This window comes from Phenylobacterium parvum (assembly GCF_003150835.1).
GTDB classification, from domain to species: Bacteria; Pseudomonadota; Alphaproteobacteria; order Caulobacterales; family Caulobacteraceae; genus Phenylobacterium; species Phenylobacterium parvum.
Genome location: NZ_CP029479.1, coordinates 1,796,297 through 1,816,932 on the forward strand (window position 1 = coordinate 1,796,297; position 20,636 = coordinate 1,816,932).

Annotated in this window: 19 protein-coding genes and 1 tRNA gene; 7 read left to right on the top strand and 13 right to left on the bottom strand. The window is 69.2% G+C overall.

The genetic code is table 11. The annotated features are described in order from the left end of the window. Positions 1-456 precede the first annotated feature (456 nt). Positions 457-1,794, top strand: a complete 1,338-nt coding sequence (locus tag HYN04_RS08595; protein WP_241962597.1) for an MFS transporter — start codon at positions 457-459, stop codon at positions 1,792-1,794. Positions 1,795-1,952: 158 nt separating this feature from the next. Here HYN04_RS08595 and HYN04_RS08600 read toward each other — a convergent pair whose 3' ends face one another. Further along, positions 1,953-2,201: a DUF3253 domain-containing protein gene (locus HYN04_RS08600; protein WP_110450385.1), complete on the bottom strand. Its 249-nt coding sequence runs from the start codon at positions 2,199-2,201 to the stop codon at positions 1,953-1,955. Positions 2,202-2,203: 2 nt separating this feature from the next. After that, entirely contained in the window at positions 2,204-3,352 is a 1,149-nt protein-coding gene (locus HYN04_RS08605) for an acyl-CoA dehydrogenase family protein (RefSeq protein WP_110450386.1), read from the bottom strand. A 169-nt stretch (positions 3,353-3,521) separates the two neighbouring features. On the opposite strand from HYN04_RS08605, the gene HYN04_RS08610 reads away from it, so the two are divergent. Then, complete coding sequence (locus HYN04_RS08610) at positions 3,522-4,778, top strand: cytochrome P450 (RefSeq protein ID WP_110450387.1); 1,257 nt, start codon at positions 3,522-3,524, stop codon at positions 4,776-4,778. A gap of 170 nt (positions 4,779-4,948) precedes the next feature. Here HYN04_RS08610 and HYN04_RS08615 read toward each other — a convergent pair whose 3' ends face one another. From HYN04_RS08615 to HYN04_RS08625, 3 genes are all read right to left on the bottom strand, one after another. Next, positions 4,949-5,686 carry a dienelactone hydrolase family protein gene (locus HYN04_RS08615; protein ID WP_110450388.1) on the bottom strand — a complete coding sequence of 246 codons (738 nt, stop codon included), beginning with the start codon at positions 5,684-5,686 and terminating at the stop codon, positions 4,949-4,951. Positions 5,687-5,707: 21 nt separating this feature from the next. Next, positions 5,708-6,283, bottom strand: coding sequence for a hypothetical protein (locus tag HYN04_RS08620; RefSeq protein WP_110450389.1), 576 nt, complete (start codon positions 6,281-6,283; stop codon positions 5,708-5,710). 94 nt (positions 6,284-6,377) lie between these two features. Next, positions 6,378-7,148 carry an SDR family NAD(P)-dependent oxidoreductase gene (locus HYN04_RS08625; RefSeq protein WP_110450390.1) on the bottom strand — a complete coding sequence of 257 codons (771 nt, stop codon included), beginning with the start codon at positions 7,146-7,148 and terminating at the stop codon, positions 6,378-6,380. A gap of 83 nt (positions 7,149-7,231) precedes the next feature. On the opposite strand from HYN04_RS08625, the gene HYN04_RS08630 reads away from it, so the two are divergent. The 4 genes from HYN04_RS08630 (at position 7,232) to HYN04_RS08645 (ending at position 12,275) form a co-directional block, all read left to right on the top strand. Then, the gene (locus HYN04_RS08630; RefSeq protein ID WP_110450391.1) at positions 7,232-8,731 is read left to right on the top strand and encodes an FAD-linked oxidase C-terminal domain-containing protein; all 1,500 of its coding nucleotides are present in this window, start codon (positions 7,232-7,234) and stop codon (positions 8,729-8,731) included. Then, positions 8,709-9,773: a glycolate oxidase subunit GlcE gene (glcE, locus tag HYN04_RS08635; RefSeq protein ID WP_199285940.1), complete on the top strand. Its 1,065-nt coding sequence runs from the start codon at positions 8,709-8,711 to the stop codon at positions 9,771-9,773. The genes HYN04_RS08630 and glcE overlap by 23 nt, the downstream gene beginning before the upstream one ends. Then, on the top strand, positions 9,774-10,991 hold the full coding sequence (glcF, locus tag HYN04_RS08640) for a glycolate oxidase subunit GlcF (RefSeq protein WP_110450393.1): 1,218 nt from the start codon (positions 9,774-9,776) through the stop codon (positions 10,989-10,991). A gap of 72 nt (positions 10,992-11,063) precedes the next feature. Beyond that, the gene (locus HYN04_RS08645; RefSeq protein ID WP_110450394.1) at positions 11,064-12,275 is read left to right on the top strand and encodes an acyl-CoA dehydrogenase family protein; all 1,212 of its coding nucleotides are present in this window, start codon (positions 11,064-11,066) and stop codon (positions 12,273-12,275) included. Between the two features lie 19 nt (positions 12,276-12,294). Here the strand turns inward: HYN04_RS08645 and HYN04_RS08650 are convergent. Then, positions 12,295-12,369, bottom strand: a tRNA-Lys gene (locus HYN04_RS08650). A gap of 116 nt (positions 12,370-12,485) precedes the next feature. Between HYN04_RS08650 and HYN04_RS08655 the strand changes: the two genes are divergently transcribed. Then, the gene (locus tag HYN04_RS08655) at positions 12,486-13,031 is read left to right on the top strand and encodes a hypothetical protein (RefSeq protein ID WP_110450395.1); all 546 of its coding nucleotides are present in this window, start codon (positions 12,486-12,488) and stop codon (positions 13,029-13,031) included. A 6-nt stretch (positions 13,032-13,037) separates the two neighbouring features. Here the strand turns inward: HYN04_RS08655 and tgt are convergent, their stop codons facing one another. The 7 genes from tgt to ssb form a co-directional block, all read right to left on the bottom strand. Next, entirely contained in the window at positions 13,038-14,162 is a 1,125-nt protein-coding gene (tgt, locus tag HYN04_RS08660; RefSeq protein ID WP_110450396.1) for a tRNA guanosine(34) transglycosylase Tgt, read from the bottom strand. Beyond that, entirely contained in the window at positions 14,159-15,205 is a 1,047-nt protein-coding gene (gene queA, locus HYN04_RS08665) for a tRNA preQ1(34) S-adenosylmethionine ribosyltransferase-isomerase QueA (protein ID WP_110450397.1), read from the bottom strand. The genes tgt and queA overlap by 4 nt, the downstream gene beginning before the upstream one ends. A gap of 43 nt (positions 15,206-15,248) precedes the next feature. Next, the gene (locus tag HYN04_RS08670; protein WP_110450398.1) at positions 15,249-15,710 is read right to left on the bottom strand and encodes a peptidylprolyl isomerase; all 462 of its coding nucleotides are present in this window, start codon (positions 15,708-15,710) and stop codon (positions 15,249-15,251) included. Then, complete coding sequence (locus HYN04_RS08675) at positions 15,710-16,585, bottom strand: peptidylprolyl isomerase (protein WP_241962598.1); 876 nt, start codon at positions 16,583-16,585, stop codon at positions 15,710-15,712. The genes HYN04_RS08670 and HYN04_RS08675 overlap by 1 nt, the downstream gene beginning before the upstream one ends. After that, on the bottom strand, positions 16,582-17,070 hold the full coding sequence (gene coaD / locus HYN04_RS08680) for a pantetheine-phosphate adenylyltransferase (RefSeq protein ID WP_110451358.1): 489 nt from the start codon (positions 17,068-17,070) through the stop codon (positions 16,582-16,584). Before coaD ends, HYN04_RS08675 begins: the two co-directional genes overlap by 4 nt. Positions 17,071-17,169: 99 nt before the next feature. Next, positions 17,170-19,836: a DNA gyrase subunit A gene (gene gyrA, locus HYN04_RS08685; RefSeq protein ID WP_241962720.1), complete on the bottom strand. Its 2,667-nt coding sequence runs from the start codon at positions 19,834-19,836 to the stop codon at positions 17,170-17,172. A 236-nt stretch (positions 19,837-20,072) separates the two neighbouring features. Then, positions 20,073-20,552 carry a single-stranded DNA-binding protein gene (ssb, locus tag HYN04_RS08690; protein WP_110450400.1) on the bottom strand — a complete coding sequence of 160 codons (480 nt, stop codon included), beginning with the start codon at positions 20,550-20,552 and terminating at the stop codon, positions 20,073-20,075. Between the last annotated feature and the right edge of the window lie 84 nt (positions 20,553-20,636).

Sequence of the window (20,636 nt, forward strand, 5' to 3'; positions counted from 1 at the left end):
GGGTCGATACTCCCCGTTGGCTTCGGGTCCAGGAGCAGACCTTTGGGTTTTCGTCCGCTAGGTGCGACCTGCGGGCGTCAAACGTCAGATTTTGACCACCAGGGCCTGTTCCCTTCAGAACCTAACCGTCCAGTGGGTCGAACGAGGCCCGAGTTCAGAAGTCGAGATCCTGTTTCGATCCGATAGCCGGTTCCCAATCCTCGGAACAGGATCGAGGTCGGCGTCGACGGGCCCTCAGCCCGCGACTGCGCCCTCCCCGGCGGCAGGACCCTGACGATCGACTCTGCCAGGGCCGGGTTTCTGACCCGGGGACATCCGCGCAGACTTGTCGCAGACCGGGACTCTGTTAGACCCGATAGCCATTAGGTTTGATTTCATATTGCGGGAGGGTCCGCCGCTGGTTTCTCCGGTGCGGGCATATTCAGATTGAGCAGGGACGAAACGCCCCCGGAGATCTTGCCTGTCGCCCCGTCGGACGACTCCGGATTGGCCAACGCCGCCACCTCCCCAGCCGACCCTGAAGCGGAAGCCCGGGAGGCCGAATACGAGCGCTTCGTCTGGGACAATCTGAAGCGCAACTACATCGGCAACTACCTCCACGGCATGCTGGGCATGACGGGCTTTCGCCTGATCAACGCCCCCACCTTCATGCCGGTCTACATCCACCTGATCTCCGGATCGAACACGGTGGTCGGCCTGTCCCAGGCGCTGCAGCAGGTGGGCGGCATCATCTCGCCGATCTTCGGCGCCACGGCCATCGAACACCGAAAGAAGGTCATGCCCGCCGCCCTCTGGATGGGCGGTCTCGGCCGCGTCCAGATCGTCGGCATGGCGGCGGCCGGCTGGTTCCTGCAGGGACAGTCCCTGGTCTACGCCATGCTGGCCCTGCTGTTCCTCTTCGGCGTCTTCATGGGCGCCCAGAGGGTGGTGTTCGGGATGCTGATGGCCAAGGTCATCCCGCTCAGCCGCCGTGGAAGATTGCAGGCCTGGCGCAACGCCACGGGCGGCCTGATCGCCGCCATCCTCGCCTGGGCTGCAGGCAAGTACATCATCGAGCCGGACTTGTTCGGACACGGCTACTCCGTGACCTTCATGCTCGCGGCCGTCCTGACCAGCCTCGGGCTTTGGGCCCTGCAGCTCCTGCTCCGCGAGCCCGAACCCCCCAACCTGCCGGCCAAGGCCCGCTTCCGGGACAGGCTGCGCGACTTCCCCGCCCTGATCCGGTCGGACCCCGGCTATGCGCCCTTCCTCCTGGTGCAGATGCTGGCCACCGCCAGCCGGATGGCCGTGCCCTTCTACGCCATCTACGCCACCTCCTCGACGGGACTGTCGGTCGCGATCCTGGGCCTTCTGGCCCTGGCCTACCTGGGCGCCGACACCCTCTCCAACCTGCTCTGGGGCTATCTTGGGGACCGCACCGGCTTCCGTCTGGTTCTGCTGGTCTCCATCAGCATGTGGATCGGAGCCACCCTGATCCTCCTCGGGTTCCACAGTCCGGCAGCCATCTTCATCGCCTTCTTCGGGCTCGGGGCCGCCCAGTCCGGCTACATGATGGCGGCCCAGACCATGATCCTGGAGTTCGGGAACCGAGAGGAAATGCCCATGCGGATCGCCATCTCCTCGTCCGCCGAAGGCATCACGGCCTCGATCAGCCCGATCGTCGGCGGCCTGGTGGCGGACGCCTTCGGCTATCCGGCCGTCTTCGGCATCTCCATCGCCTTCCTGGCCCTCAGCCTCCTCTTCCTGGTGCTGAAGGTCCAGGAACCCCGGAACCGGCGACTGGCCGGGGTCTGAGCTGAAAAAACGAAAGGCGCCTGCCGGGAGGCCGCTGCCCCCCTCTCCGCGCTTCGCGCAGAGCTCCCCCTTGGGGGGGCAATGAGCGCCCTAATTCCTCCCCCCAGGGGGAGGTGGACCGCGCAGCGGGCCGGAGGGGGTCAACGGGCTCCCCCTCTTCACCCAGCGTCGGGCAGCCTCAGGCGGTAGACGCCCTTGAAGGTCTCGGGATCGGCGGGCTTGCCGTGGCGCAGGATCACGATCCGCCCCTGGCGGGCCAGCCCCTTGGCCGCCCCCCGGACATGCCCCGTCAGGCGCCGCCAGTTCTCGGGGTCGGCGGCCCGGGCGACCTCCTCGGAGGACGCCGACTTGCCGGGCGGCAGGGCGGAGACCACCTCCAGGATCACCGCCTCCATGTCCACGGCCATGGTCAGCCGCCCCGCTTCAGGGTCTCGCGGGAAATGATCACCTGCTGGATCTGGCTGGTGCCCTCGTAGATCCGGAAGATGCGGACGTCGCGGTAGAAGCGCTCGATGCCGTAGTCGGCGATGTAGCCGGCGCCGCCGAAGATCTGCACCGCCCGGTCAGCCACGCGCCCGACCATTTCCGAGGCGAAGTACTTGGCCGCAGCGGCCTCCATGGTGACGCTCTCGCCGGCGTCGCGCTTGCGGGCGGTCTCCAGGGTCAGGGCCTTGGCGGCGAGGGACTCGGTCTTGGAGTCGGCGATCATCCCCTGCACCAGCTGGAACTGGGAGATGGCCTGGCCGAACTGCTTGCGCTCGGAGGCATAGGCCACGCAGTCGGCGATCAGGCGCTCGGCCACGCCGACGCAGACGGCGGAAATGTGCAGCCGGCCGCGGTCCAGCACCTGCATGGCGACCTTGAAGCCCTCGCCTTCCCCGCCCAGGCGGTTCTCCACAGGCACACGCACGTTGTCGAAGATGACGTCGCAGATGTGGGCGCCCTGCTGGCCCATCTTCTTCTCGGGCTTGCCCACCGACAGACCGGGCAGGTTCCGCTCCACCAGGAAGGCCGAGACCCCGCCGCCGCCAGGCTTGGAGGGGTCGGTCCGGGCCATGACCGTAAACAGGTCGGCCTTGTTGGCGTTTGTGATGTAGCGCTTGGCGCCATTCAGCACATAGTGGTCGCCGTCACGGACGGCCCGGGTCTGGACGGCGGCGGAGTCCGAGCCGGCCTCGGGCTCGGTCAGGGCGAAGGAGGTGATGATCTCGCCCGAGGCGATGCCGGGCAGGTACTTCGCCTTCTGGGTGGCGTTGCCGAACATGACCAGGCCCTGGGCGCCGATGCCGACATTGGTCCCGAAGGCCGATCGGAAGGCCGGGCTGGTCCGCCCCAGCTCCAGGGCGACAAGGACCTCCTCCTCCATGCCGAGGTCGAGGCCGCCGTATTCCGCCGGGATGGAGAGGCCGAAGAGGCCAAGGGCCTTCATCTCCTCGATAACGTCGTCAGGAATGGCGTCGTTCTCCGACACCTGCGCCTCAAGCGGGCGAAGGCGCTCGGTGACGAAGCGGCGGACGGTCTCGACGAGCTGGTCGCGGGTATCGGCGTCAAGGGCCATGGCGGTCTCCCAGGAATAGGCGTCCCTTCTAGTGCGACCTGCCGATCCGGGCCAGCACGGAAGACGGGCCGCAGCCGTTGGAATTCCGACGGTTCCGCACTAAGTTGACGCCTGCGTCATGAATTGAGGCCCGGAATGCGCCGGGCATGCGATGCGGGAGAGATACACCATGAGCGACGGCAACCTCGATCTCGCGGCCGACCACCGCGCCCGGGCCCAGGCGGTTGACCTGGCTGCCTTCAGCCCGGCCCAGCCCGATCTCTTCCAGAACGATGTCATGTGGCCCTATTTCGAGCGCCTCCGGAAGGAGAGCCCGGTGCACTTCACGCCGGACAGCGACCACGGCCCCTACTGGTCGGTGACCAAGTACAACGACATCATGGCCGTCGACACCAACCACCAGGTGTTCTCGTCAGAGGGCGGCATCACGATCTTCGAGCAGATCGGCGGCGAGGGCCCCCTGCCCATGTTCATCGCCATGGACCCGCCCAAGCACGACATCCAGCGCAAGACGGTGACCCCGGCGGTCTCGCCCACCAATCTCACCCTGCTTGAGCCCCTGATCCGCGAGCGGGCGGGCCAGATCCTCGACAGCCTGCCCGTCGGCGAGACCTTCGACTGGGTCGACAAGGTCTCGATGGAGCTCACCGCCATGACCCTCGCCACCCTCTTCGGGGTGGACCAGGCGGACCGTCGCAAGCTGACCTACTGGTCGGACGTGGTCACCGCGGCGCCCGGCCACGGCCTGATCGACACGCCCGAGCAGAAGATGCAGATCTTCGTCGAGTACCACGCCTACTTCACTGAACTCTGGAACCAGAGGGTCAATGCCGACCCCACCGGCGACCTGATCTCCATGCTGGCCCATGGCGAGGCGACCCGGGACATGAGCCCGCGGGAGTACTTCGGTAACGTGGTCCTGCTGACCGTCGGCGGGAATGACACCACCCGCAACACCATCACCGGGTCGGTCTACGCCCTGAACAAGAATCCGGACCAGTACGCCAAGCTGCGCGCCAATCCGGACCTGATCCCGTCCATGGTCTCCGAGACCATCCGCTGGCAGACCCCGCTGGCCCACATGCGCCGGCGGGCCCTGGCGGACTACGAACTGGGCGGCAAGCTCATCCGCAAGGGCGACAAGGTCGTCATGTGGTATGTCTCCGGCAACCGCGATGAAGAGGTCATCGAGAACCCAGACGCCTACATCATTGACCGGCCCCGTCCGCGCCAGCACCTGTCCTTCGGCTTCGGCATCCACCGCTGCGTGGGCAACCGACTGGCCGAGCTCCAGCTGCGGGTGATCTGGGAAGAGATCCTGAAGCGCTTCCCCGAAATCGTCGTCGTGTCCGAGCCCAAGCGGGTCTTCTCGACCTTCGTGAAGGGCTACGAGTCCCTGCAGGTGGTGATCCCCCGCCGGCTCTAGGATCAGGCCGGAGGCCAACAGCCCCTCAGCTGACCCCCTCCGGCCCGCTGCGCGGCCCACCTCCCCCTGATGGGGAGGAATTACACAGCCAATTGCTCCCCCAAGGGGGAGCTGCCGGCGAAGCCGGCTGAGGGGGTCAACGGAGGCCCAGCTCACCCTCGGCGCGGCGTTCAGCCCAGCTTGCGCCGGAAGAGGCTGTTCAGTCGCTCCCAGTGCCGCTCTGCGGCGCTCTTGTCGTAGACCGGGCGCTGGGGAAAGGCGAAGCCGTGCTTGGTCCCGGGGTAGACTTCGACCTCGGCGTCGACACGGTCGGCCTGCAGGGCCTCCGACAGGGCGGCGATCGTCTCCGGCGGCGCCCAGACGTCCTCCTCGGCGCAGGCGAAGTAGTATTCCGCCCGGCCCTCCCGCGCGGTCCTGTGCGGGCTGTCTGGAAACTCCGTGACCAGATGGGTGCCATAGATGGAGGCGGCGGCCAGCACCCGCTCCGGATGCCGCGCGGCCAGGCTGGCGGCGTAGCGGCCGCTCATGCAGTAGCCCACGGTCCCCACCCGGCTGTCGTCGGCCGCAGCATCCGCCGCGGCGTAGGCCAGCAGGCCTTCTGCATCGGACATGACAAGGTCGATGTTGAGGCTGTTCATCAACTGGAACATCTGCTTCCGAGCCGGATGGTCAGGGTCCGGCGGGATTGGCCCAATCTCCATGACGCCCTCCCGGTAGTAGAGGTTCGGGAGCATCACGTAATAGCCGCTGCTGGCGAGGCGGCGGGCCATGTCGCGCAGTTCCTCGCGGATCGCCGGCGCATCCATGAAGAACAGGATGACGGGATGCGGGCCGTCGCGGTCCGGATGGACGACAAAGGTGGTGGTCGCACCGTCGCGGGTGGCGATCTCGACCTGGTTCTCGATCATGGAAGACTCCCGGCCCACGCGTCAGGGCAGGAGGACACAGGACCTCGCCAGGGAGACCCGCGTCAACTCCCGCCTGCGGGCGAAGATCTTCATCGCATCGGTCGTGGGGTCCCGGCTGGCCTGCCAGACACCAAGGTCGCCATAACGGGTCATCAGCAGCAGGCGCCGGGCGCCCTGGCTGCGGTCGGGCTCGGACTCCTCGGCGAGGAACAGTCCAAAGATCCGGGCGTCGAACCGGGCCTCGAAGTCCGGCCAGGCCTCGACGGATAGGGCGACGAATTCCTCCACCGCCCCGGCGTCGATATTGAACCAGTTATGGACATAGATTCCGCCCGGGGCCGGCGCCGCGCCAGGGGCGGGCCGCGCCGTCGGCGATAGCCGGGTCCGGAGCGCCGAGGTGACGCCTGGGGCCCGGGTGACGGCAAGGGCGGCCTCGGCCTCAAGGGCTGGGAACAGCGCCAGGACGGTGTTGGAGGGATAGCCGAGAAGCGGTGCGAAGACGGCCGCCGGGGCAACCGGCGCAACCGCGAGGCCGCGCGCGACGGACTGCACGGCGCCGGCTTCGCGCCCCGTAGTGAGCTCGAAATAGTCGTACACGGCCTTCCCCCCGGCGCGTCACAGCCCCCCGCTGGACGCAGCCGCCGGGAAACTGTGACCAAGCCCCGCAGGACTCAAGCAAAACCTTTGTTTCTCAGAAATTCGCCCTCTGTGAGATGCCGCCGTCGACGACCATGTTGATGCCCGTGGTGAAGGCCGACCGGGGGCTGCAGAGGAAGACCGTGGCGGCGGCGATCTCCTCGGGGGTCGCCATGCGGCCCGTCGGATTGCGCTTGAGCATCTGCTCGAAGAAGGCCGGCATGGCCGCCTTGACGTTCCCCCAGACGCCGCCCTCGAAGAAAACGGTGCCCGGCGAGACCACGTTGCAGCGCAGACCCTTGGGCGCGCCCTCCCGGGCGACCCCCTTGGCGAAGTGGATCTGGGCCGCCTTCATCGCCCCGTAGGCGGAAGGCGCGGCGGCCTCTGCGGCGGAAATCGAGGAGATCAGGACCACGGCGGCGTCGCCGGTCTTGCCGGCGGCGGCCTCCAGGTGGGGCCGGGCGGCGTCCAGGGCGTTCACCGCGCCCAGGATGTCGATCTCGAACATGGCCTTCCAGTCCTCAGGCCGGGCGCCCTGGACCAGGGCGCTGGCGTTGGAGACCAGGATGTCCAGGCCCCCGAGCGCCTCGGCCGAGGCCCGCACGAAACCCTGCAGGGCGGCGGCGTCGGCGATATCCACCACCTGGCCGAAGGCCTTGACGCCCTTCGCCTCCAGGGCGCTCACCGTGGCGGCGACCTCGTCCGCCTTGCGCGCGCACACGGAGACGTTGACCCCCTCGTCAGCGAGGAGGTCAGCGATGGCCCTGCCGATGCCGCGGGTGGCGCCCGTCACGATGGCGTTCTTGCCCTTGAGTCCCAGATCCATGTCGCTCTCCCTCTGGGGCGCGCATTCCTTGTGGCGCGGCCCGGTCCAGGCGCTATGTAAACCCGCCGCCCGGGAAAGCCGAGATGCTCGACCAGTTTGATCCCCGCCTAGATGCAGAATTTCCGCCGGTGGACCGGCAGGCGCTGCGCGCCCGGCTGGCGCCCCTCCTGCCGGCCGGCGGCTATCTCGACGGCGCAGAGGCCCTGCGCGCCTACGAGAGCGACGGTCTACCCGCCTACAGGTCGCTTCCCGCCGCTGTTGTCTTGCCGGAGACCCTGGAGCAGGTCAGGACCGTCATGAAGGCCTGCGCTGAACTTGGGGTCCCGGTCGTGACCCGAGGCGCCGGCACGGGCCTGTCGGGCGGCGCCCTGCCCTTTCCCGGCGGCGTCCTGCTGGTCATGTCCAAGTTCTCGAAGATCCTGGAGATCGACCCTGTCGCCCTCACGGCCCGGGTGCAGCCGGGGGTGCGCAACCTCGCGGTCTCAGAGGCGGCGGCGCCCCATGGCCTGTTCTACGCCCCGGACCCCTCGTCCCAGCTCGCCTGCTCGATCGGCGGCAATGTGGCCGAGAACGCCGGCGGGGTGCACTGCCTGAAGTACGGCCTGACCGTGCACAACATCCTGGCGGTCCAGGTGGTCACCCTGGATGGCGAAGTCCTGACGCTCGGGGGACCGGCGGCGGATGCGGCGGGCCTGGACCTCATGGCCCTGTTCACGGGCTCTGAGGGCCTGCTGGGGGTGGTGACCGAGGTGCTCCTGCGCCTCCAGCCCCTGCCGGAGACCACGCGCCTCATCCTCGCCGCCTTCGACGACGTGGGCCGGGCCGCGCAGGCCGTGGCCGCCATCATGGCCGCGGGGGTCGTGCCGGCGGGGCTCGAGATGATGGACGGGCCGGCCCTGCGGGCGGCCGAGGACTTCGCCCGGGCCGGATACCCCAAGGACGCCGCCGCCATCCTCCTCTGCGAGATCGACGGCCAGGCCGAGGACGTGGCCGAGGAGATCGAGCGGGTCTCCGCCCTCCTGCGGGAGTCCGGCGCTGCCGAGGTCCGCATCGCCCGCGATGAGGATGAGCGCCGGCGCTTCTGGGCGGGCCGCAAGGGCGCCTTCCCCGCCATGGGGCGGCTGGCGCCCGACTACTACTGCATCGACGGGACCATCCCCCGGAAGTCCCTGCCCTTCGTCCTGGCCGAGATGGGGCGGCTGGCGGATGTTCACGGCCTGGGCGTGGCCAACGTCTTCCACGCCGGCGACGGCAACCTGCACCCCCTGATCCTCTACGACGCCAACCTTGACGGCGACCTGGCCAAGGCCGAGGCCCTGGGCGGCGCCATCCTGGAGCTCTGCGTCTCGGTGGGCGGCTCGATCACAGGGGAGCACGGGGTCGGCCGGGAGAAGATCAACCAGATGTGCGTCCAGTTCAGCGAGGCCGAGGTCAACGCCTTCCACGCCCTGAAGGCCGCCTTCGACCCGCAGGGCCTGCTAAATCCCGGCAAGGCCATCCCCACCCTCGCCCGCTGCGCCGAGTACGGCGGCATGCATGTCCACAACGGAGCCCTGCCCTTTGCCCACCTCGAGCGGTTCTGACGCCGACCGGACGGCCGAACTCGCCGGGGCGGTGAAGGCCGCCGCCGCGGAGGGCCGCGCCCTGGAGATCCGCGGGGCGGGCACGCGCGCGGGCCAGGGCCGCCCCGTCGCGGGCGATCCCCTTGACGCCGCCGCCCACCGCGGCCTGGTCGACTACGATCCCGCCGAGCTGGTCCTCACCGCCCGGGCCGGGACGCCGCTGGCCGAGATTGAGGCCCTTCTTGAGGCGAATGGCCAGATGCTGGCCTTCGAGCCGGCCCGCTTCGGTCCGGGGGGAACCCTGGGCGGGGCGGTGGCCTCCGGGCTCTCCGGTCCCCGGCGTCCCTTCACAGGCGCCCTGCGCGACTACGTCCTCGGCGTCCGGGTCCTCAATGGCCGGGGCCAAGTGCTGAGGTTTGGCGGCACGGTCTTCAAGAACGTGGCGGGCTTCGACGCCTTCCGCCTCATGGCCGGCGCGCACGGGACCCTCGGCGTTCTCCTCGACGTGTCGCTGCGGGTGGTTCCCCGGCCCGCCGTCGAGGCCGCCCTGACCCTGGACCTTCCCGGCGAGGAGGCCCGGCGCCGGGTGGCCGAGCTGATGCGCCATCCCCTGCCCCTCTCCGGCGCCTTCCATGATGGCGAGAAGCTGCACCTGCGCCTGTCCGGCGGTCGCGCCGGGGTGGAGGCCGCAAAGGTGCGGATCGGCGGCGAGGCGGCGGACCCGTCAGGCTGGGCGGGGATCCGCGACCTGTCCCACCCGGTCCTGGCCGGCGGCGAAGGTCTCTGGCGCATCGCCCTGCCCCGGACCGGGCCGGCGGGCGGCTTCCAGGACCTGCCCTGGGACCAGGCCGGAGGCGTGCGCTGGCTGAGGGCGGCGGCGCCATCGCCCGGCGACTGGGACGCCGCGGCCCGGCTGGGCGGCCACATCCAGAGGCTGCGGGGAACCGCCGACCCGGCCTTCCAGCCCCTGTCGCCGCCGCTCCTGGCCCTGCACCAGAGGATCAAGGCGGCCCTGGACCCGGACCGGATCCTCAATCCCGGCCGAATGTATCCGGAGGTCTGAATGCGCACCCGCCTGACCGATGCGCTGGCCGGCGAGGCCCGGCAGGTCGCCGAGACCGCCCTGAGGGCCTGCGTCCACTGCGGCATGTGCAACGCCACCTGCCCCACCTACCAGCTGACCGGCGAGGAGCTGATGGGGCCCCGCGGCCGCATCTACCTCATGAAGCAGGCCCTGGAAGGCGAGCCGGTCACCGACCTGACCCGCGAGGCGCTCGACGCCTGCCTGGGCTGTCGGGCCTGCGAGACCACCTGCCCGTCCGGGGTCGAGTACCACCGGCTCTTCGAGGTGGGGCAAGCCTCCGTGCTGGAGGCCGCGCCCCGCCCCGTCGCGGGGAGGCGGACCCGGGCGGTGATCCGCGCCCTGGCCCTGTCGCCGGCCTTCGGCCTCCTCTCCAGCCTGGGCCGGACCCTGCGGCCGGTCCTGCCCCGCATCCTGAGGGACAGGGTCCCGCCCGCCCCGGGAGCCACGGCTCGGCCCCCCGTCCGGCACGTCCGGCGGATGGTCCTCCTGACCGGCTGCGTCCAGTCCGGCGCGGCCCCCCACTTCAACGCCGCCGCCGCCCGGATCCTCGACCGGTTCGGGATCAGCCTGGTGGAGGCGCCGCAGGCCGGGTGCTGCGGGGCCGTCCCGGGCCACCTCGACGCCCGTGAGCAGGCCCGCATGCTCGCACGACGCAACCTGGACGCCTGGGCCCCCCTCCTGGACGACGGCGCCGAGGCGGTGCTGGCGACGTCCTCGGGCTGCGGCGCCTACCTGCACGACTACCCTGACCTGTTGAGGGACGACCCCGCCTATGCCGACCTCGCCCGCCGCCTGGCGGACCGGGTGCGCGACCCCATCGAGGTCCTCGAAGCCCTGCCCCTGGAGGCCGCCGCGCCTCCCGCACGCCCGCGGATCGCCATCCACGAGCCCTGCTCCCTCCAGCACGGTCTGAGGCTGGCTGGGCGGATACCCGCCCTCCTGCGCCGCCTGGGCTACGAGCCCCTGCCCGTCGCCGACGGCCACCTGTGCTGCGGCTCCGCCGGCGCCTGGTCCCTGCTGAACCCCGAGATGGCCGGGCGGCTGGCCGAGGGCCGGGTGGCCGCCCTCACGGCCCAGGCGCCCGACGCGGTCTTCACGGCCAACATCGGCTGTTGGATGCACCTGTCTGCGCACGCACCCACTCCCCTTCGCCACTGGCTGGAGGCGATCGAGGACGTCCTGCCCCCGGCGCGTTGACAGGGCCCCGCCCCAGTCGTCTCATGCCTGCGAGGGACGGCGCGAAGGCCGTCGCGATGGGAGGAGATCGCCATGGCCGACTTCGGCGCCCAGGACAACGCCGCCTTCCGGGCCGAGGCCCGCGCCTGGCTTGAGGCCAACTTCCCCCCTTCCCTGAAGAACCGGCATGACATCGCCGCCTCCGAAGCGCCCGTGCCCGTTGAGGGCGACTATGCCATTTGGAAAACCCGTATGGGCGAGAAGGGCTGGGGCGTCCCGACCTGGCCGGCGGCCTACGGCGGTGGCGGGCTGTCGGCGACTGACGCCCGCACCCTTCGCGAGGAGATGGCCCGCATCGGCGCCTGGAACCCCATCGGCGGCATGGGGGTGATGATGTTCGGCCCGACCCTGCTGGAGTACGGGACCGAAGAACAGAAACAGCGGCACATTCCGCCCATCGTCCGGGGCGAGCTTCGCTGGTGCCAGGGCTATTCCGAGCCGGGCGCAGGTTCGGACCTGGCCTCGCTCCAGACCCGGGCCGAGGACAAGGGCGATCACTTCCTGGTCAACGGCCAGAAGATCTGGACCTCGGGCGCCCAATACGCCGACTGGTGCTTCTGCCTCGTGCGCACCGACGCCAGCCGGAAGCACGAGGGCATTTCCTTCGTGCTGATCGACATGCGCACCCCGGGCGTCGAGACCCGGCCCATCCTGCTGATCTCGGGCTCCTCGCCCTTTTGCGAGACCTTCTTCACCGACGTGAAGGTGCCCAAGGCGAACCTGGTCGGCCCCCTGAACGGCGGCTGGACGATCGGCAAGCGCCTGCTCCAGCATGAGCGCAACAGCCTGTCCGGCGGCGGCGACGGCCGCCCGCGTTTCGATACGGGCCACCTGCGCGACGTGGCCCGTCGCTATTTCGGCCAGGAAGAAGACGGCCGGCTGGCCGACCCCGACTTCCGCGCCCGGCTGACCCGGCACGACATGGACGCCCTGGCCTACGCCCTGACCCTGCGCCGGGTGGCCCTGGAAGCGAAGAGCGCCAACGGCCCGTCGGCGGCGACCTCCATCATGAAGAACGCCAACTCGCGGATCATGACCGACCATTGCGAGATGATGGTCGAGGCCATGGGCCTGGCCGGCGCCGGCTGGTCAGGCGAGGACTTCACCGAGGAAGAGCGCGAGGCCGGGCGCCTATACCTGCGCATCAAGTCCAGCACCATCGCCGGAGGCTCCTCCGAGGTGCAGAACAACATCATCTCCAAGCGCATCCTGGGCCTGCCCGACCCGAGCAGCCATACCTATTGAGGGACACGACAGGGAGGGATGGTAGGCCGGCTGGGATTCGAACCCAGGACCATCCGATTAAAAGTCGGATGCTCTACCACTGAGCTACCGGCCCCCGCGCGGCGCAGGACGCGCCGGACGAAGCGGCGCGGACCATAGGGCCGGCGCCCGGCCGGGGCAAGGCTGGCGCAGGGACTCGCCAGGAGACCCCAACGGCGCCACACTGAACTCATGCGCGCGATCCTCTTCCTTCTGGTTCCAGCCCTCGCCCTTGGCGCCTGCGCCACCGTCCCGACGCCAGGCGCCCGCGACCTCCAGGAAGGGGCGGATGTCACCACCGCCGGTCTCGGCAACGCCCTCGCCACCCCCCTGAAGGACGTCAACATCGTCCGCGACGAGATCCCCCTGGTCCTGCAGGAGGCCGCCAAGGCGCCCTATGCGCGGCCCAATCCCATGACCTGCGCCCGGATCACCGCCCTCCTCCTACCCCTCAACGGCGCCCTGGGCCCCGACCTCGACGACATGAAGATCGACGAGGACAGCCTGGGCGAGATGGGCGGGGAAGCCGCGCTCGACGCCATCGCCGACTTCGCCGCAGGTTCCATTCCGTTCCGGAGTTGGGTGCGGAGGTTCTCCGGCGCCGAGAAGCACCAGAAGCGGGTGCGCGCGGCCATCGCCGCCGGCGAGGTGCGGCGGGCCTATCTCAAGGGCCTGGGCGAGCAGTTGAAGTGTGCGCCGCCCGCCACGCCCAACCGTCGCAAGCCCGCTGCGAAGTAGCCGGGCCTAGCCCGCCCCGCGCACGGCCTGCCGGGCATGGAAATCCCGGCGGAAGACCTCGAAACGTCCCTCGGAGATCGCCGCCCGCATGGCCGCCGTCAGGGCCTGGAAGAAGGCGATGTTGTGCCAGGACAACAGGACCTGACCGAGGATTTCCTCTGCCTTAACAAGATGATGCAGGTAGGCCTTCGCGTAATCCCGGGAGGCCGGGCAGTCGAGGGTTTCGTCCAAGGGACTATCGTCCTCGGCGAAGCGGGCGTTCTTCAGGTTGACCGGTCCCTCCCAGGTCCAGGCCTGGCCGTGCCGGCCCGATCGGGTGGGCAGGACGCAGTCGAACATATCGACCCCGCGGGCGACGGCCTCGACCAGGTCCACGGGCTTGCCCACGCCCATCAGGTAACGCGGGCGGTCCTCGGGCAGGAAGCCTGCAGCATAGTCCAGCACCTCGCACATGGCCGCATGGCCCTCGCCCACCGCAAGGCCGCCAATCGCATAGCCGTCGAAGCCGGCCTCGATCAGTCGCTCAGACGACTCCCGTCGCAGGTCGGCGAAGGTTGAGCCCTGCTGGATGCCGAACAGGGCCTGGCGTTCGCGGTGACCGAAGGCGGCCTTGGAGCGTCGCCCCCAGCGGTCGGACAGGCGCATGGCCGCCGCCGCCGCGCCCTCCTCGGCCGGCCAGGACACGCACTGGTCCAGCTGCATGACGATGTCGGCGCCCAACCGGTCGGCCTGGATCTCGATCGAGCGCTCGGGCGTGAGGACGTGGCGCGAGCCGTCGATGTGGCTTTTGAAGGTGACCGCCTCCTCCGTCACCTTCGAGATTCCCGACAGGGACATGACCTGGAAGCCGCCGGAATCCGTCAGGATCGGCCCCTCCCAGCGCATGAACCGATGCAGGCCGCCCAGTCGCTCCAGGCGCTCTGGGCCGGGCCTCAGCATGAGGTGGTAGGTGTTGCCCAGGATAATGTCCGCTCCGGTGGACATGACCTGGTCCACCGTCAGCGCCTTCACAGTGGCGGCGGTGCCGACAGGCATGAAGGCAGGCGTGCGGATGTCGCCGCGGGCGGTCTTCAGGACACCCGTGCGGGCCGCGCCATCGCGCCCGGAGATTTCGAAGGGAAAGGCGCTCACCCGGCCTTCCAGAGCAGGCTGGCGTCGCCGTAGGAATAGAAGCGGTAGCCCGAGGCGATGGCGTAGGCGTAGGCCGCCTTCATGACATCCAGTCCCGACAGGGCGCTGACCAGCATGAACAGGGTCGACTTCGGCAGGTGGAAGTTGGTCATCAGGGCGTCGGCGATCCGGAAGCGGCGCCCCGGCGTGATGAAGATGTCGGTCTCCCCGGTCCAGGCCTCCAGGCGCCCGTCGTCGGATGCGGCGCTCTCCAGAAGGCGAAGAGAGGTGGTGCCGACGCAGACCACCCTTCCCCCGGCGGCGCGGGCGGCGTTGATCCGCATCGCCGTGTCCGCCGTGATCTCTCCCCATTCGGCGTGCATTCGGTGCTTGGAGAGATCCTCGGTCTTCACGGGCAGGAAGGTGCCCGCGCCCACATGCAGGGTAACCCTGGCGAGGTGAATCCCCGAAACCTGAAGGTGTTCAAGGAGTTCCGGGGTGAAGTGAAGACCTGCGGTCGGAGCCGCCACAGAGCCCTCCCGGCGGGCGTAGACCGTCTGGTAGTCGCTCTGGTCACGGGCGTCCTGCTTGCGCCTGGAGGCGATGTAGGGCGGCAGGGGCATTTCCCCGACCCGGTCGACCGCCGCGTCGAGCTCGGGGCCGGAGACGGCGAACTCGAGGGTGAATTCACCGGCCTCGCCCTTCGCGGTGACCCGGGCGGCAAGATCCCCGAACCAAAGCTGGTCTCCGGCCGCGATCTTCTTTCCGGGCCGCATGAGGGCGCGCCAGGCGCTCTCGCCCGCCCGCTGGTGAAGGGTGGCCTCGACAGCGATGTCTGATCCGGCGCGGAGCCGACGGCCCTTGAGGCGCGCCGGGATGACCCGCGTCTCGTTGATCACCAGGATGTCGCCCGCGCTCAGCAGAGACGGCAGGTCCCGGACACGGTGGTCCAGGAGAGCGCCGTCAGGACGCACCTCCAGGAGACGGGCGGAGTCACGCGGTTCCGCCGGCCGCAGGGCGATGCGGTCTTCCGGAAGCTCGAAGTCGAAATCCGAGAGCTGCATGGGCGGGGCAGATGCCTGCGCCTGTCCTCTAACGTCAAGCCGCTCAGGCGTCGGCGGCCACCTTCATGGAGACAATCTTGCCCGGCGCACGGGGCGGTTCGCCCTTGGGCAGGGCGTCAATGTGCTCCATGCCCTCGGTCACGACACCCCAGACCGTGTACTGGCCATCCAGGAAGGTGGCGTCGTCGAAGCAGATGAAGAACTGGCTGTTGGCCGAGTTCGGGTTGTTGGTCCGCGCCATGGAGCAGACGCCGCGCACGTGCGGCTCGCGGGAGAACTCCGCCGGCAGGTTGGCCTTGGAGGAACCCCCGGTGCCCGATCCATTCGGGCAGCCGCCCTGGGCCATGAAGCCGGGGATCACCCGATGGAAGAGGATGCCGTCGTAGAAGCCCTCTCGCGCCAGTTCCTTGATCCGCGCCACATGCTGGGGCGCCAGGTCGGGGCGGAGGTTGATGGTGACCCGGCCGGTTTCGGTCTCGAGCAGAAGGGTGTTTTCGGGATCCATTACTTCACCTCCGAGGGAATGCTGATGGCGCAGGCCGTGAAGTCGGCTCCGCGGCTGGCGCGGACCCGGGCCACCTCGGCGGCGAACCAGGGACTGCGGGGGTCGATGACCTTGACCTTGGGCCGGGAGGCCGCAGGCATGTCGGCCAGCACCTGGACCCGCGTCATGACGTCCTGGGGCGGATCCACGGGCTCGCCCGGCTTGATGGCGCGGACCACGTCCAGCCCGGCGATGACGCGACCAAAGGCGGTATAGCGCTTCTCCAGGGAGGGATAAGCCTGGCGCATGAGGAAGAACTGGCTGTTGGCGCTGTCCGGCGCCTCTCCGCGGGCCATGCCCGCCACCCCGGGGCAGTAGAGGGCCCAGCCCGAGATGCGGCCATCCGCCGTCATGGGCATGAGCTGGGAGCTCTGGGTCATGACCGGCAGGGGACCGATGAAGCCGATTTCGGCCACCGCCTGGTCTGCGACCTGGACGAAGGGCGTATCGGCTCCACGGCGGAAGGTGAACTCGGCCGCCAGGTCCGGCAGGTCGCTGCCGCCCGTACCATTGTCCTTGGGATCGCCGGTCTGCGCCATGAACTGGTCGATGACCCGGAAGAAGCTGCGTCCGTTGTAAAGTCCCTGGCGCGCCAGCTCCCGCACCCGGACCACGTGGGCCGGCGCAGCGAGCGGGACCAGCTCCACCAGGATGAGGCCCTTGCTGGTGTCGATGACCAGGACGTTCTGGGGATCCGGGGTCCGGAAGTCAGACGCCAGGGGCGGTGCGGGCGCTCCCGCCGGTGCAGGAGCAGGCTTCTGGACCGCCTGGGCGGCAGGGGCCAGGGCGAGGAGGATGGCGGCCGTCGCGAGGCCGCGCCGGACGAGACGGTTCAACGTCCCACCTTGGCCAGGAGCGCTTCCTTGACCCGCGGGCTGACGAACTTGGTCACATCGCCGCCCAGGGTCGCGATCTCCTTGACCAGCTTGGAGGCGACGGCCTGATGACGGGGGTCGGCCATGAGGAAGACGGTCTCGATCTCGCGGTCGAGCTGTTGGTTCATGGCCGTCATCTGGAACTCGAACTCAAAGTCGGCGACCGCGCGCAGGCCGCGCACGATCACGCTGGCGCCGACCTCCCGGGCGAAGTGCATGGTCAGCCCTTCGAAGGGCTGGACGACGATCTCGGCATTGCCCTTCAGGGAGGCGGCCTCGGCCTCCACGATGGCGACCCGCTCCTCGAGGGAGAACATGGGCCCCTTGCCGGTGTTGATGGCCACGCCCAGCACGAGACGATCCACCAGCTTCACCGCCCGACCAATGATGTCGGTGTGGCCATTGTGGATTGGATCGAAGGTGCCCGGATAGAGGCCCACACGCATCGCCATCGAGGTTTCCCCAACTTGAACCCGTCCTCGCCTTTCGCCGGGTTGAGGGGGTCTGGCAAGAAAAAGTTTCCGGTGGGCTCTTCCCGGGTGCGGTCAGGCCTGCGCTTCGGGCTCCGGCGCCTCGTCCTCGCTGCCGCCGGGGTCAGCAAGGCGCTCGACGGACACGACATGCTCTTCCTCGGTGGTCCGGAAGATGATGACGCCCTGGCTGTTGCGCCCGACGACCCGGATCTGGGCGACGGGCGTCCGGATCAACTGGCCCTGGTCGGTCACCAGGAGGATCTCGTCGTGCTCCTCCACCGGGAAGGAAGCCGTCAGACGACCACCACGACGGGACAGGTCCTGGGCCAGAAGCCCCTGCCTGCCCCGGCCCGTGCGCCGGAACTCGTAGGCGGAGGACCGCTTGCCGAAACCTTCGGTCGAGACGGTGAGGATGTGCTCCTCGGCGGCGCCCAGCTCGGCGATGCGCTCCGGGCTGAGGGCCGCGAGGCCCGAGACGGCCTCATCCTCGACCTCGTCCTCGACGACGGGTGCGTCGTCGACCTCGCCCCCTTCGCCCGAGGCGGCCCTTCGCATGGCGTTGGCGTGGCGGATGTAGGCCGCCCGCTCTTCGGCGGCTGCCTGCACGGTCCGGAGGATGGCCATGGAGATGACCTGGTCGCCCTCAGCCAGGCGGATTCCCCGGACGCCGGTAGAGTCACGGCCGGCGAAGACACGCACCTCGTCCACGGCGAAGCGGATGCAGCGCCCCAGGGCGGTCGTGAGGAGGATGTCGTTCTCCTCTGCCCGGCAGAGGGCGACGCCGACGATGGAGTCCCCCTCATCGAGCTTCATGGCGATCTTGCCGTTGCGGTTGATCTGGGCGAAGTCGCTCAGCCGGTTCCGGCGGACATGGCCCGACCGGGTGGCGAACATGACGTCAAAGCCGCCCCATTCCGCCTCGTCCTCCGGCAGGGCGACGATGGAGGTCATCGTCTCGCCCGGCTCGATCGGGAAGAGGTTCACGAAGGCCTTGCCACGGGCGGTCGGCGCCCCGACAGGCAGCCGCCAGACCTTGAGCCGGTAGACCTTGCCCCCCGACGAGAAGAACAGCATCGGCGTGTGCGTCGAGGCCGAGATGACGCGGGTGACGGCGTCCTCGTCCTTGGTCGCCATGCCCGAACGGCCGCGTCCGCCCCGGTGCTGGGTCCGGTAGGTCACCAGCGGCGTGCGCTTGACGTAGCCGCCGTGGGTGACGGTGATGACCATCTCCTCGCGGGCGATGAGGTCCTCGTCCTCGAGGTCGCCGCCGCCATCGACGATCTGCGTCCGGCGGGGGATGGCGAAGTCCGTCCGCACCTGCACGAGTTCGTCACGGACGATGCTCATCAGGAGCTCACGGGATTCCAGGATGGCCAGCAGGCCGGAGATGCCGCCGGTGAGTTCACCGGCCTCCTCGAAGATTTCGTCGCGTCCCAGGCCGGTGAGGCGGGAGAGCGTCAGGGCCAGGATGGCCCTGGCCTGGTCATCGGTCAGGCGGATCTTGTCGCCGTCCACCACGAGGGAGCGGGGGTCGGCGATCAGCTCGACCAGGGGCAGCATGTCGCCCGCCGGCCAGTCGCGGGCCACCAGGCGCTCCCGCGCCTCGGAGGGATCCTTGGACGAGCGGATGATCTGGATGAACTCATCGATATTGGCCACGGCGATGGCCAGGCCGACCAGGACGTGACCCCGGTCACGGGACCGGGACAGCTCATGCCGGGTCCGCCGCAGGACGACTTCCTCGCGGAAATCCACGAAGGCCTGCAGCATCTCGCGCAGACCCATCAGCTCAGGGCGGCCGCGGTTCAGGGCCAGCATGTTGACCCCGAAGGAGGTCTGCAGGGGCGTGAACCGGTAAAGCTGGTTGAGGACCACGTCGGCGGAGGCGTCACGCTTGAGCTCGACGACGACCCGCATGCCCTGGCGGTCGGACTCGTCGCGGAGGTCGGAGATGCCCTCGACCCGCTTGTCCCGCACCAGTTCGGCGATGCGCTCGACCAGGACCGCCTTGTTCACCTGGTAGGGAATGGCGGTGATGACGATGGCTTCCCGTTCCTTGCGGACCTGCTCGATGGCGGCCGTTCCCCGCATGACCACCGAGCCCCGGCCGGTCATCAGCGCTGTCCGGGAGGCCGATCGGCCCATGATCTCGCCGCCCGTGGGGAAGTCGGGGCCGGGAACGATGTCCAGGAGTTCGTCGAGGGGGATGTCCGGCCGCTCGATCAGAGCCAGGGCGGCGTCGACGATCTCGCCCAGGTTGTGCGGCGGGATATTGGTGGCCATACCGACGGCGATGCCGCCAGCCCCGTTCACCAGGAGGTTCGGGATCCGGGACGGCAGGACGACAGGTTCCTTTTCCTTCCCGTCGTAGTTGTCCTTGAAGTCGACCGTATCGAGGTCAAGATCGGCCAGGAGGGCGGTGGCCGCCTTGGTCATCCGGCATTCGGTGTAGCGCATCTGCGCCGGGGGATCGCCGTCCACCGAGCCGAAGTTGCCCTGGCCGTCGACCAGCAGGAGACCCATGGAGAAGGGCTGGGCCATGCGGACCAGGGCGTCATAGACCGACTGGTCGCCATGGGGGTGCAGACGGGCCAGGACGTCGCCCACCACGCGGGCCGACTTGGAATAGGGACGGTCCGGGCTCATGCCCAGGTCGTTCATGGAGAACAGGATCCGCCGGTGGACCGGCTTCAGGCCGTCACGGACGTCCGGAAGGGCGCGGCTGACGATCACGCTCATGGCGTAGTCGAGGTAGGAGCGGCGAAGCTCGTCCTCGATGGCGATCGGCGCCACGCCGGGCGCGCGTCCGTCTTCGGACGGGGGGGAACCGGTGCTGCTCAACGGGGGGACTGGCCCTTAGAATCAGGCGGGAAATGGCCTGAATTTCTTTACCATTTTCACGCCAGCGGGCCAACCGAAGCGGCGGCTTCCGTCGCCCCCGCCAGGGGCGGGAGCTTGGGGCCGAAGCCTTTGGCCTAGAAGGGGATTTCGTCGTCCAGGTCGGCCGAGAAGTCCTCACGCGGGCCGGAGGGCTGGGCGCGGGCCCCGGACTGGAAGCCGCCGCCGTAATCGCCGCCGCCTTCGCGGCCGCCGGCGTCATCACCCCGGCCGTCCAGCATGGTCAGCTCGCCCCGGAACTTCTGGAGGACGATCTCGGTGGAGAACTTCTCCTGCCCGGACTGGTCCGTCCATTTGCGGGTCTGGATCGAGCCCTCAATGTAGACCTTGGAGCCCTTGCGCAGGTAGTTCTCGGCCACCTTGACCAGGTTGTCATTGAAGATGACCACCCGGTGCCACTCGGTCTTTTCCTTGCGCTCGCCGGTGCCGCGGTCGCGCCAGGTCTCGGAGGTGGCGATCCGGAGGTTGGCGACCCGGTCGCCGGAGTTGAGGCTGCGGATCTCGGGATCGGCCCCGAGATTGCCCACCAGGATGACCTTGTTGACGCTGCCCGCCATGCGACTCTCCATCAGCTTCCGTAGATGCGGGCCGTGACCCTGCGGTCAGGCTAGCCGAGGGCCGTCGGCGGGGCAATGCGAATG